A 12,883-nucleotide genomic window follows, 5' to 3' on the forward strand; every position below is an offset into this window, starting at 1 on the left:
AGCATGAATGCTGTCGTGTATTATTGTTGTTATTGGCCGCTAAGTACTCTCGCAGGATCAATATTGCTGGCGCGACGCGCCGGATACCAACTTGCCAAAAGACTCAGCACGAGTGCTGTCGCCAGCACGTAAATCACATCCAGCCAGTGTAATTCCGATGGCAGGAAGTCAATGAAATAGATATCGCCGGACAGGAACTGATGACCGATAAGCGCCTCGATTCCGTTGATGATCGGCGTCAGTTGCAACGAGACAACCACCCCGATGACGACGCCTATCAGGCTACCAAACAGACCCGCCAGCAGGCCGTACCAGACAAAAATGGCACGGATCAACCCATCTTTCGCCCCGAGGGTTCTTAATACCGCAATATCGCCGCTTTTGTCTTTTACCGCCATCACTAACGTGGAAACGATATTAAAGCAGGCCACACCAATCACCAGCACCATCGCCAGATACATAATGGCGCGAATCATCTGGATATCGCGATACATATAGCCGTAAGTACCGATCCAGCTCTTAATATAAACATAGTTATTGGTCACTTCGCCCGCGTCCCGCACCAGCTTATTGGCGTTAAACACGTCGTTAACTTTCAGCGCAATCCCGGAAACGCTGGTTCCCATATCCAGATATTGCTGCGCATCTTCCATTGGGATCATGGCAAAGCTGTGATCGAGTTGGCCGCTCAGTTGCAGGATCCCAGTAACGTGTAAACGCACGCGTTTGGGCTGCTGTAACTTATGATCCGCGCTGGCGTTAGGGATCATAATCGACACCCAGTCGCCCTGTTTCACCTTCAGCGCATCGGCAATACCCTTACCAATGATGATTTGTTGTTCACCGGCTTTAAAATTATCCCAGGCATGGTTTTGCACGAAGGATGGCAGTGCGCTTAAACGCTGTTCCTGTTTCGGGTCAACGCCCTTCACCTGCACCGCGCGTAAATTCGCCCCACTCTCTACCAGTCCGGTAAAGTTGATATAAGGCGCCGCGGCGACAATACCCGGCACTTTTTGTACTTTGTCGAGCGCTTCCTGCCAGTTATTCCACGGCTGATTTACGGCTTCAATCTCTCCGTGTGGGACTACGGCCAGAATACGGTTGTTCAGCTCACGCTCAAATCCGTTCATGGCACTTAAACCAACGATCAACACCGCCACACCCAACGCGATGCCAACGGTGGAAATCACAGATATCAGCGAAACCATACCGCCGCGCCGCCGACCACGGCTAAAGCGCAGACCAATCAATAACGATAAAGGCGAAGCCATTACTCAGCTCCCATCAGGCTCAGTTCAGCCGTCAGGCGACCATCGCGCATTTCAAGCTGGCGGCTCATCCGCTTCGCCAGTTGCAGATCGTGCGTCACCACCAGAAATGCCGTGCCCTGAGAGCGGTTCAGCTCGCCCAGAAGCTCGAAAATGCTATCCGCGTTACGCGCATCCAGGTTACCCGTTGGCTCATCCGCCAGGACCAGACGCGGGTTATTCACCAGCGCACGAGCGATGGCCACACGCTGGCGTTCGCCGCCAGACAGTTCAGACGGGCGATGACTGGCACGATGATCCAGTCCTACGGCTTTCAGCATATCCCGTGCGCGCTCGGTTATTTCAGCCGGTTTTTTCTTGCCGATCAGCAGCGGCATCGCTACGTTTTCCAGCGCGGTAAAGTCCGGCAGTAAATGGTGGAACTGGTAAATAAAGCCCAGCTTCTGATTGCGCAGTTCCGCTTTCGCCGCCGACGAGAGCTTGCTCATTGGCTGACCGCTAAAAATCACGTCGCCGGAAGTCGGCGTATCCAATCCGCCCAGCAGATGCAGCAGCGTACTCTTGCCGGAGCCAGAGCTGCCGACAATCGCCATCATCTCACCTTCGCCGACGCTAAAACTGACATCGTGCAGGACATCGGTCTGCACAGTGCCTTCCTGATAGCGTTTGCACAGGTTGTCGCATTGCAACAGGATCTTATTCATAACGTAAAGCCTCAGCGGGTTGAGTGGCGGCAGCGCGCCAGGAAGGATAAAGCGTAGACAGCAGCGCGATGGCCATCGCCACCAGCGCAATGACGATAACCTGCAGCGGCTCGATAGCAACCGGCAGCGCCGCGCCATCCAGCAGCACACCAATAATTGGCATTAAATTGTTCAGTTGACTGGCGAGCAATGCGCCCAGCACCGCGCCAAGCAGCGCGCCGATAATCCCGGCACTGGCCCCCTGAACCATAAACACCATCATTATCTGCCGCGGCGTTAGCCCCTGCGTTTGTAGAATCGCCACTTCCCCTTGCTTCTCCATTACCATCAGACCCAGCGAGGTAATAATATTAAAAGCCGCCACAGCCACGATCAGGCTAAGCAGTAGCCCCATCATGTTCTTCTCCATGCGCACGGCCTGGAACAGTTCCCCTTTGCGCTCGCGCCAGTCCTGCCATTTGGTGCCCTGCGGCAGCGTTTGCTGGCTCAGCGTATCAACTTTTAACGGTTCGTTCAGCCACAGACGCCAGCCGGTAATATTGCCCACCGGATAGCGCATCAGGCGGGAAGCATCCTGAATGTTGGTCAGCATCTGGTAGCCGTCTACTTCGCTGTTGGCGGCGAAGGTGCCAATCACCGTAAACAGACGCTGGCTCGGCAAACGCCCCATTGGCGTAAACTGGCTGGCCGAAGGCACCATCACGCGAATTTGATCGCCACGGTTCACGCCCAACTGCCCGGCAAGCTGCTCGCCGAGGATGACATTATACTTACCCGGTTGCAGATCTGTTTGCTTCACATTGACCAGATACGGCGTTAACGGATCTTTTTGCGCCGGATCGATACCGAGCATCACGCCGACCGCCACGCTACGCGCGCTTTGCAGCACCACATCTCCCGTAGTTATGGGTGCAACTCGGTTGACGCCGTTCAACACCACCGCTTTTTCCGGCAGTTGTTGCGGGTTGAGGGAACCCTGTTCAGACGAGAGAACGGCCTGAGGCATCAGGCCAAGAATATTGTTTTGCAGCTCGCGCTCAAAACCGTTCATCACCGACAAAACCGTGACCAGCGCCATTACCCCGAGGGTAATGCCAATGGTGGAGAGCCAGGAAACGAAGCGACCGAAGCGATCTGCTGCACGCCCACGCATATAACGCAGGCCGATGAATAGAGCGACAGGTTGGTACATGAAATCCGTCTGGTTGCTGTTAGCAAAGTCACGAGTATATAAGCGAAAGCGGAATGGGTAAATGACTGAACCGTAAGTGTTCGTCAGCACTATTCCTAAAAGTATAAATAAATCAATTCGCTAAAGCTGTCCCTCTTCCCTTCCATCCTGGTCCCTGATCTTTATCTTAAAAAATCAAAATGCAGACAGTTACGCATTACAGCGCACAGCGGGTTGCGCAGGATGGCAGGCTATAACCAACAATATGGATACGCCGTCTCTATGAATAAAAAAGAACTATGGATTAATCAAATCAAAGGGTTATGTATTTGCCTGGTGGTGATTTACCACTCGGTAATCACATTTTACCCGCACCTCACTACTTTTCAGCATCCGCTTTCAGAGCTGCTGAGCAAATGCTGGATTTACCTCAATTTGTACCTGGCGCCGTTTCGCATGCCGGTATTTTTCTTTATTTCGGGATATCTGATCCGTCGCTACATTGATAGCGTCCCGTGGACCACCTGCGTGGATAAACGGATCTGGAGTATTGCCTGGGTGCTGATACTCTGGGGTGTGGTGCAATGGCTGGCGTTAGTGACGCTCAATAACTGGCTGGCCCCACAGCGCGATCTGAGCCATGCTGCCAACGCCGCTTATGCTGGTTCGATCGCAGGTTTTACCCACGGGATGCTGACCGCCAGTACCAGCTTGTGGTATCTGTACGCGCTGATTGTCTATTTTGTTCTGTGTAAAATTTTCAGCCGTTGGGCGGTGCCGCTGTTGGCGTTATTTGTGGCGCTGAGCGTGGCGATCAACTTTGTCCCGACGCCGTGGTGGGGAATGAACAGCGTGATTCGCAATCTGCCCTGGTACAGCCTCGGTGCATGGTTTGGCGCAACGCTGATGGTATGGATTAAGGAGGTGCCCCTGCGCCGCCATGCGCTCATTGTTCTGGTTAGCGCAATCGCCGCCATCGTCGCGTGGCTGGCAAATGTCTCACTATTACTTTCTCTTCTTTCCATTGTGCTGATCATGAAGCTGTTTTATCAATTTGAGCTGCGCTTTGGTATGCGTGAGTCCGGCCCGTTAAGCGTGATTGGTGCCAATACCATCGCCATCTACACCACCCACCGAATTCTGGTTGAGCTATTCAGCTTAACGCTAATCCCCAACATTAATCATGCCGCCTGGCCTGCATATGCAGAGCTGGCCCTGCTACTGGTGTATCCATTCGCTTGCCTGCTGCTGTGCACCTCGTTTGGCCTGTTGGTGCGTAAAATTTCACAAAAAACAGTGGCCGACCTGCTATTTTCCCCGCCTTCTTTATCGGTCGTTTCGCGCTAACCCCAACGCGCTTTTGCCCCCATCAGGGGGCGAATCAATTTGCTTATGAGAAACGATCACGGATAATAAAGAACATTGCTTATCAGATGTATATCTAAACGAGAACCTGACAACCGAATGCCTGAACAACATCGTTACACGCTCCCAGCGAAAGCTGGCGATCTGCGCCAGTTGGGTGAGCTTACCGGTGCCGCCTGCGCAACGCTGGTCGCCGAAATCGCCGAACATCACGCCGGTCCAGTGGTGCTGATCGCGCCGGACATGCAAAATGCTTTGCGCCTGCATGATGAAATTCGTCAGTTTACCGACCAGATGGTGATGAACCTGGCCGACTGGGAAACGCTGCCCTATGACAGCTTTTCTCCCCATCAGGAGATTATCTCTTCGCGTCTCTCTACGCTGTATCAACTGCCTGCCATGCAGCGAGGCGTACTGATCGTTCCGGTAAATACCCTGATGCAGCGTGTCTGTCCGCACAGCTATCTGCACGGGCATGCGCTGGTCATGAAAAAAGGTCAGCGGCTTTCGCGCGACGCCCTGCGCGAACAGCTGGATAGCGCTGGCTATCGCCATGTTGATCAGGTCATGGAACACGGCGAATACGCCACGCGCGGCGCGTTGTTGGATCTGTTCCCGATGGGCAGCGAGCTGCCTTATCGTCTGGATTTCTTTGATGACGAAATCGACAGCCTGCGTCTGTTTGATACCGACACCCAGCGCACGCTGGAAGAAGTCGATGCCATTAATTTGCTTCCCGCGCACGAATTCCCGACTGACAAAACGGCCATCGAGCTATTCCGTAGTCAGTGGCGCGATACCTTTGAGGTTAAACGCGACGCCGAACATATTTATCAGCAGGTCAGCAAAGGCACGTTACCTGCGGGTATTGAATACTGGCAACCGCTGTTTTTCAGCGAGCCGCTGCCGCCGCTGTTCAGCTACTTCCCCGCCAATACGTTATTGGTCAATACCGGTGATATCGAGACCAGCGCAGAACGCTTCCAGGCCGATACCCTGTCACGCTTTGAAAATCGCGGTGTTGATCCGATGCGCCCGCTTCTGCCGCCGGAATCGCTGTGGCTGCGGGTTGATGAGCTGTTTTCTGAACTTAAACGCTGGCCGCGCGTTCAACTGAAAACCGAGAGTCTGGCGAACAAAGCTGCGAATACCAACCTCGGGTTCCAGAAGCTGCCGGACATCGCCGTGCAGGCACAGCAAAAATCACCGTTAGATGCGTTACGTAAATTCCTTGAGGGCTTTACCGGCCCAGTGATTTTCTCGGTCGAAAGTGAAGGCCGACGTGAAGCGCTTGGCGAGTTGCTCGCTCGTATCAAAGTGGCACCGAAGCGGATATTGCGACTCGATGAAGCCGTAGATAACGGTCGTTATCTGATGATTGGCGCAGCTGAGCACGGCTTCATCGATAGCAAACGCAATCTGGCACTGATTTGTGAAAGCGATTTGCTTGGGGAACGCGTGGCGCGTCGCCGCCAGGATTCGCGTCGCACCATCAACCCGGATACCTTAATTCGTAACCTTGCAGAGCTGCATCCCGGTCAGCCGGTAGTGCATCTGGAACACGGCGTGGGTCGCTATGCCGGGATGACCACGCTGGAAGCGGGCGGTATCACCGGTGAATATCTGATGCTCACCTATGCCAACGACGCCAAACTGTACGTGCCGGTGTCGTCACTGCATCTGATCAGTCGCTATGCGGGCGGTGCAGAAGAGAATGCGCCACTGCATAAACTGGGCGGCGATGCCTGGTCACGCGCCCGACAGAAAGCCGCTGAGAAGGTGCGCGATGTCGCGGCAGAGCTGCTGGATATTTATGCCCAGCGCGCGGCGAAAGAAGGCTTTGCCTTTAAGCATGACCGTGAACAGTATCAGCTGTTTTGCGACAGCTTCCCGTTTGAAACCACGCCTGACCAGGCGCAGGCGATCAACGCTGTACTCAGCGATATGTGTCAACCGCTGGCCATGGACCGCCTGGTGTGCGGCGACGTCGGTTTTGGTAAAACCGAAGTCGCGATGCGTGCCGCTTTCCTTGCCGTAGAGAACCACAAACAGGTTGCTGTGCTGGTTCCGACTACCCTGCTCGCACAACAGCACTTCGACAACTTCCGCGATCGTTTTGCCAACTGGCCGGTACGCATTGAGATGTTGTCCCGTTTCCGTAGCGCCAAAGAGCAAGCGCAGATTCTGGAGCAGGTTGCCGAGGGGAAAATTGATATTCTCATCGGCACGCACAAACTGCTGCAAGCGGATGTGAAGTTAAAAGATCTGGGTCTGCTGATTGTCGATGAAGAGCACCGTTTCGGCGTTCGCCACAAAGAACGCATCAAGGCGATGCGCGCGGATGTCGATATTCTGACCCTGACGGCAACGCCTATTCCGCGTACGCTCAATATGGCGATGAGCGGCATGCGCGATCTGTCGATCATCGCCACGCCGCCCGCTCGTCGTCTGGCGGTCAAAACCTTCGTGCGCGAATACGACAGCCTGGTGGTACGCGAGGCGATCCTGCGTGAAGTTCTGCGCGGGGGACAAGTTTATTATCTGTTTAACGACGTCGAAAATATCCAGAAAACCGCTGACAGATTAGCAGAACTGGTGCCGGAAGCGCGTATTGGTATCGGCCACGGGCAAATGCGCGAGCGCGAGCTGGAACGCGTGATGAACGATTTCCACCATCAGCGTTTTAACGTGCTGGTGTGTACCACCATTATCGAAACCGGGATCGACATTCCGACCGCCAACACCATTATCATCGAACGTGCCGATCACTTTGGTTTAGCGCAATTGCACCAGCTACGCGGTCGTGTGGGACGCTCACACCATCAGGCGTACGCCTGGCTGCTGACGCCGCATCCAAAAGCAATGACCACCGACGCGCAAAAGCGTCTGGAAGCCATCGCCTCGCTGGAAGATTTGGGTGCAGGATTTGCGCTGGCGACCCACGACCTTGAAATTCGCGGCGCCGGGGAATTGCTGGGTGAAGATCAGAGTGGTTCCATGGAAAGCATCGGCTTCTCGCTGTATATGGAGCTGCTGGAAAATGCTGTCGATGCGCTCAAAGAGGGACGCGAACCGTCGCTGGAAGATCTCACCAGCCAGCAAACCGAAGTTGAACTGCGTATGCCGTCTCTGCTGCCGGATGACTATATCCCGGATGTAAACACCCGACTATCGTTCTACAAGCGCATTGCCAGTGCGAAAGGCGAAAACGAGCTGGAAGAAATTAAGGTCGAGCTGATAGACCGTTTTGGCCTGCTGCCCGACCCGGCTCGTACGTTGCTGGATATCGCCCGTTTACGCCAGCAGGCGCAGAAACTGGGGATCAGAAAGCTCGAAGGTCATGACAAAGGCGGTACCATTGAATTTGCCGAGAAAAACCACGTCAACCCGGTCTGGCTGATTGGTTTACTGCAAAAACAACCGCAACACTTCCGTCTGGACGGCCCAACCCGACTGAAATTTATGCAGGATCTGGGCGAGCGTAAAACGCGGATCGACTGGGTCCGCCAGTTTATGCGTCAGCTTGAAGAAAACGCCGTAGCATAGTGAACAGGCCGGGTGAGCACACCACTCACCCGGCCTGATGAATTTACAAACTCTTTGCACTTCCCTGCACTTCCAGACACAGCAAACCGCCATAATTCTCGTTTACTTTTACATAATAAAAACCACGTAAAAACAATGGATTTATGGTGATGTTAAACAATAAACGACTCTCTCGCTGGCTCGCGTTTTTTACGCTGGCAGCGACCTTCGCGTTAGCACTTCCGGCTCAGGCAAACACCTGGCCGCTGCCACCGCCGGGAAGCCGTCTGGTGGGCCAGAATACCGTTCACGTTGTTGAAGACAATGGCGGTTCTCTGGAAGCGATTGCGAAAAAATATAATGTCGGCTTTTTAGCGCTGCTGCAGGCCAACCCCGGCGTTGACCCTTACGTACCACGTCCGGGCAGCGTGCTGACTATTCCATTACAAACTCTGCTACCTGACGCCCCGCGCGAAGGTATTGTTATCAACCTCGCCGAACTGCGTCTTTATTATTACCAGCCGGGGACCAATTCGGTGACCGTTTATCCTATTGGTATTGGTCAGTTAGGTGGTGACACGCTGACGCCTACGATGGTAACCACCATTTCTGATAAACGCGCCAACCCCACCTGGACGCCGACGGCAAATATCCGCGCGCGATACAAAGCAAACGGAATTGACCTGCCTGCCGTTGTACCTGCCGGTCCGGATAACCCGATGGGCCATCATGCAATTCGCTTAGCGGCATACGGCGGCGTTTATCTGCTGCACGGCACCAATGCTGACTTTGGCATCGGCATGCGCGTCAGTTCCGGCTGTATTCGTCTGCGCGACGGTGATATCGAAACCCTGTTCCGTCAGGTAACGCCCGGAACTAAGGTCAATATTATCAATACGCCGATCAAAGCATCCGTTGAGCCTAACGGCGTGCGGTTAGTAGAAGTGCATCAGCCGCTGTCCGAAAAAATCAATGACGACCCGCAACTGTTGCCAATCGTGCTGAACGCGTCCATGCAGACATTTAAAAATGCGGCGCAAACAGATGCCGCCGTCATGGATCATGCGATGGAGATTCGCTCAGGCATGCCGGTCGATGTGACCCGTCATCACGACGTTGCTCAACAGCCGATGTAAACTCCGCACATAAAAAAACCCCCGCTGGATTTTATTCCGCGGGGGTTTTTTATTTAACTCGCAGTGGCATTGCGATGGGTTAAATCTTATTTGTAGATAACAGCAGTCCCATGAAGGGTGTTAGGGCCGGTAACGGAAGTAATACGGAAAGACTTCGCCCCCATCTCATCGGCTTTCTGCGCCAGTTGGTCTTCCAGTGAACCTAAGTTAGTCCCCGCATTCGCAGAAATAGTACCGACTTTCTCTTGACCCGCAGGTGTGGACTGAACTTCAACAGCGGCGAAGCTTGCAAATGACAGTGAGCTAAGAACAGCAGCAACAAACAGGGTTTTTACGTTTTTCATGATAGTGACCTTTAGCAGATGAATGGGTGTCGAAAAGATTAACTTAACGATCGATAGGTAAATCATAGATGTGATCCAGGTCACACGTCAACACTTTTTTATAATGATCGTTATATAAAATATAAAGGTCTTATTTTTCATACCAATAGCTATATTTTATTTTTATCGTGAATCCGCTGGAGTGTGCAGTCGAATATTTTTATAATGGTTGTTCAATAAACCCAACAAAGGTACATCGGCGCCATGACAACTGAAACGACAGGTTGTGCAAAAAAAAGCCGTGGCCGACCAAAAGTGTTCGACAGGGAAGCCGCGCTTGATAAGGCCATGACACTCTTCTGGCAGCACGGATATGAAGCGACCTCGCTCGCCGATCTCGTAGAAGCTACCGGCGCAAAAGCGCCCACGCTGTATGCGGAGTTCACCAATAAAGAAGGGTTGTTCCGTGCCGTACTGGACCGCTACATCACCCGCTTTGCGGCGAAACACGAAGCCCAACTGTTTTGTGAAGAAAAAAGCCTTGAGTCCGCACTGGAAGACTATTTCACCGCCATAGCGACCTGCTTTACCAGCAAGGACACCCCGGCGGGATGTTTCATGATTAACACTTCTGCGACGCTGGCAGCCTCTTCCCGTGATATTGCGCACACGGTGAAATCCCGCCATGCAATGCAGGAACAGACGCTTACTCAGTTTCTTCATCAACGTCAGCAACGAGGTGAAATCCCCGCCTACTGTGACGTGCAAAAACTGGCTGAATACCTGAACTGTATTTTACAAGGTATGTCGATCAGCGCCCGTGAAGGTGCAACGTTTGAAAAACTGATGCAGATCGCACGTACCACCCTGCGACTGTGGCCCGAACTCGTCAAAGCTTAACCCTTTCCCGCAATTCCCCCGCTGTACTAACACCCCCGGGAGCTGATAAAGCCCCCGGTTAGATTCCCGTTCCATTGTCCCTACATTTCTCATTGTTTTCATCGTGTTATCCGATCATTTTTTGTAAAGGGTATTGATAACGACAATTGTTATCAGCAATATTCGCATTTGTTTTAATGCCTGTTTCACAATGTAACCATCGGTTTCTCTACCGCCATAACAAAAACAGATCGACTCTTTTTAAAAGGAATACAAATGAATAAGCGTCTCTGGGTGCTCAATCCTCTCCTGTTGTCTTTAACCCTCCCGGCCATTGCGGCTGAGGAAGAGAACCTTATCGTCAGCGCCAACCGTAGCCAACGCACCGTGGCAGAAATGGCGCAAACGACCTGGGTTATTGAAGGAAGCGAGATTGAACAACAGGTTCAGGGGGGGAAAGAGTTCAAGGATGTTCTTGCTCAGTTAATCCCAGGAATCGATGTCAGTAGCCAGGGGCGTACAAACTACGGCATGAACATGCGTGGTCGCGCCATTGTCGTGCTCATTGACGGTGTCCGTCTGAACTCCTCACGAACCGACAGCCGTCAACTTGACTCCATTGACCCGTTTAACATTGCGCACATTGAAGTCATTTCAGGCGCAACCTCACTTTATGGCGGTGGCAGTACCGGCGGATTAATCAACATCGTCACCAAAAAAGGCCAGCCGGAGCGTGAAGTAGAACTCGAACTGGGGAGCAAAAGCGGCTTCAACAACAGTAACGATCATGATGAACGCGTTGCCGTGGCGGTGAGTGGAGGAACAGATCGCGCTTCCGGGCGTATGTCCGTCGCGTATCAACGATTTGGCGGCTGGTATGACGGTAATCACGATGCCCTGCTGCTGGATAACACCCAAACCGGGCTACAGCACTCCGATCGTCTGGACGTGATGGGCACCGGGACGATTGAACTTGACGACGACCGTCAGTTACAACTGGTTACACAGTATTATAAGAGCCAGGGAGATGACGATTACGGGCTGGATCTCGGCGAGAACATGTCCGCCGTAACCGGAAACGGTAAAGCTTATACCAGCAGCGGACTGAATTCCGATCGTATTCCCGGAACCGAACGTCATCTGATCAGCCTGCAATATTCAGATGCGGATTTTTTCGGCCAGAACCTGGTCAGCCAAATCTATTACCGCGACGAATCGCTGAAATTCTATCCTTTCCCGACGCTCAGCAAAGGTAAGGTCACCAGTTTCTCCGCATCTCAGCAGGACACAGACCAGTTTGGCGCCAAAATTACCCTCAACAGCCAGTTGATGGATAACTGGGAGCTGACGTGGGGTATCGATGCCGATCACGAGACCTTCGATTCCAATCAGAAATTCTTCGATCTGGCCTGGTCCCTGCCCTCCGGCGGCATGGATAACCGCACCGCTTATACCACCGGGCGTTACCCCGGTTACAGCATCACCAACTTTGCGCCTTTCCTGCAAAACAGCTATGACATTAACGACATCTTTACCCTCAGCGGCGGCGTGCGCTATCAATGGACCGAAAACAGGGTTGATGATTTCGTTGGCTATGCTCAACAGCAGGGAATCGCGACCGGGCTTGCGAACTCTGCCGATACCATTCCGGGCGGCAAAACCGATTACGATAATTTCCTGTTCAACGCCGGTATCCTCGCCCATCTGACTGACCGTCAGCAAACGTGGTTTAATTTCTCTCAGGGCGTGGAGCTTCCGGATCCAGGGAAATATTACGGTAACGGCACCTATTCGCTGGTTGGCGATCATTACCAGCTCCAGCGCAGCGTCAACGTGGCGGATTCACGTCTGGAAGGGATTAAAGTTAACTCGTACGAACTGGGATGGCGCTACACCGGCGATAGTCTGCGCACGCAACTGGCCGCTTACTACTCGACTTCGGATAAATCGATCGTTATCAACCGCAGCGATATGACCATTAACGTTCAACCCGACGATCGCCGCATTTATGGCCTTGAAGGCGCGGTGGATTATTTCATTGCGGATACGGACTGGAGCCTGGGCGGCAACTTCAATGTCATTAAATCGGAAGTGAAACAGAACGGTAAATGGCAAAAATGGGATGTGACTCTGGCCTCACCGTCGAAAGCAACCGCGTGGGTCGGCTGGGCACCAGAACCGTGGACCTTACGCGTACAGAGCCAGCAAACATTTGATCTGACCGACGCCAGCGGCAATAAGCTGGATGGCTATAACACCATGGACTTTATCGGCAGCTATCAGCTCCCGTTGGGTAAGCTGACCTTTAGCGTGGAAAACCTGCTGAATGAAGAGTACACCACGCTGTGGGGACAACGTGCGCCACTGCTGTACAGCCCAACCTACGGCAGTCCGTCACTGTATGAGTACAAGGGCCGGGGCCGCACCTTTGGTCTGAACTATGCCTTAACCTTCTGATAAAAAAAGCCCCCCAGCCTGAGCGAATGGGGGGCTAATGTTCAGGATAATG

General features: G+C 53.0%; 9 protein-coding genes. 5 read left to right on the forward strand and 4 right to left on the reverse strand.

The annotated features are described in order from the left end of the window. Positions 1-29: 29 nt before the first annotated feature. From lolE to lolC, 3 genes are read right to left on the reverse strand one after another with little or no spacing between them, the layout of a single operon-like run. Positions 30-1,274: a lipoprotein-releasing ABC transporter permease subunit LolE gene (lolE, locus tag OGV74_RS13200; protein ID WP_048219081.1), complete on the reverse strand. Its 1,245-nt coding sequence runs from the start codon at positions 1,272-1,274 to the stop codon at positions 30-32. Then, complete coding sequence (gene lolD / locus OGV74_RS13205; RefSeq protein ID WP_003030805.1) at positions 1,274-1,975, reverse strand: lipoprotein-releasing ABC transporter ATP-binding protein LolD; 702 nt, start codon at positions 1,973-1,975, stop codon at positions 1,274-1,276. Before lolD ends, lolE begins: the two co-directional genes overlap by 1 nt. Continuing rightward, positions 1,968-3,167 (reverse strand): lipoprotein-releasing ABC transporter permease subunit LolC, encoded by a 1,200-nt coding sequence (gene lolC, locus OGV74_RS13210; protein ID WP_003030806.1) that lies wholly within the window; start codon positions 3,165-3,167, stop codon positions 1,968-1,970. The genes lolD and lolC overlap by 8 nt, the downstream gene beginning before the upstream one ends. 261 nt (positions 3,168-3,428) lie before the next feature. Between lolC and OGV74_RS13215 the strand changes: the two genes are divergently transcribed. The 3 genes from OGV74_RS13215 (at position 3,429) to ldtC (ending at position 9,172) form a co-directional block, all read left to right on the forward strand. Next, the gene (locus OGV74_RS13215; protein WP_003030807.1) at positions 3,429-4,493 is read left to right on the forward strand and encodes an acyltransferase family protein; all 1,065 of its coding nucleotides are present in this window, start codon (positions 3,429-3,431) and stop codon (positions 4,491-4,493) included. A 117-nt stretch (positions 4,494-4,610) separates the two neighbouring features. Then, entirely contained in the window at positions 4,611-8,057 is a 3,447-nt protein-coding gene (gene mfd / locus OGV74_RS13220) for a transcription-repair coupling factor (RefSeq protein ID WP_086504272.1), read from the forward strand. 149 nt (positions 8,058-8,206) lie between these two features. Then, a complete protein-coding gene (gene ldtC / locus OGV74_RS13225; protein WP_016149995.1) occupies positions 8,207-9,172 on the forward strand; it encodes a L,D-transpeptidase LdtC in 966 nt (321 codons plus the stop codon). Between the two features lie 86 nt (positions 9,173-9,258). Here the strand turns inward: ldtC and bhsA are convergent, their stop codons facing one another. Continuing rightward, positions 9,259-9,516 (reverse strand): multiple stress resistance protein BhsA, encoded by a 258-nt coding sequence (gene bhsA, locus OGV74_RS13230; protein WP_003030810.1) that lies wholly within the window; start codon positions 9,514-9,516, stop codon positions 9,259-9,261. A gap of 243 nt (positions 9,517-9,759) precedes the next feature. Here bhsA and comR point away from each other — a divergent pair, with 243 nt between their 5' ends. After that, a complete protein-coding gene (comR, locus tag OGV74_RS13235; protein ID WP_003030812.1) occupies positions 9,760-10,395 on the forward strand; it encodes a TetR family copper-responsive transcriptional repressor ComR in 636 nt (211 codons plus the stop codon). 255 nt (positions 10,396-10,650) lie between these two features. Further along, complete coding sequence (locus OGV74_RS13240; RefSeq protein WP_286520927.1) at positions 10,651-12,831, forward strand: TonB-dependent siderophore receptor; 2,181 nt, start codon at positions 10,651-10,653, stop codon at positions 12,829-12,831. The last annotated feature ends 52 nt before the right edge of the window (positions 12,832-12,883 follow it).

Source organism: Citrobacter sp. Cf116 (genome assembly GCF_030336505.1).
Taxonomy (GTDB): Bacteria; Pseudomonadota; Gammaproteobacteria; order Enterobacterales; family Enterobacteriaceae; genus Citrobacter; species Citrobacter freundii.

Excerpts from the sequence above, each read along its gene's own strand:
- lolD (WP_003030805.1), bottom strand. The coding sequence starts at position 1,975 with ATGAATAAGATCCTGTTGCAATGCGACAACCTGTGCAAACGCTATCAG.
- comR (WP_003030812.1), top strand. The coding sequence starts at position 9,760 with ATGACAACTGAAACGACAGGTTGTGCAAAAAAAAGCCGTGGCCGACCA.
- lolE (WP_048219081.1), bottom strand. The coding sequence starts at position 1,274 with ATGGCTTCGCCTTTATCGTTATTGATTGGTCTGCGCTTTAGCCGTGGT.
- lolC (WP_003030806.1), bottom strand. The coding sequence starts at position 3,167 with ATGTACCAACCTGTCGCTCTATTCATCGGCCTGCGTTATATGCGTGGG.
- mfd (WP_086504272.1), top strand. The coding sequence starts at position 4,611 with ATGCCTGAACAACATCGTTACACGCTCCCAGCGAAAGCTGGCGATCTG.
- OGV74_RS13215 (WP_003030807.1), top strand. The coding sequence starts at position 3,429 with ATGAATAAAAAAGAACTATGGATTAATCAAATCAAAGGGTTATGTATT.
- ldtC (WP_016149995.1), top strand. The coding sequence starts at position 8,207 with ATGTTAAACAATAAACGACTCTCTCGCTGGCTCGCGTTTTTTACGCTG.
- bhsA (WP_003030810.1), bottom strand. The coding sequence starts at position 9,516 with ATGAAAAACGTAAAAACCCTGTTTGTTGCTGCTGTTCTTAGCTCACTG.
- OGV74_RS13240 (WP_286520927.1), top strand. The coding sequence starts at position 10,651 with ATGAATAAGCGTCTCTGGGTGCTCAATCCTCTCCTGTTGTCTTTAACC.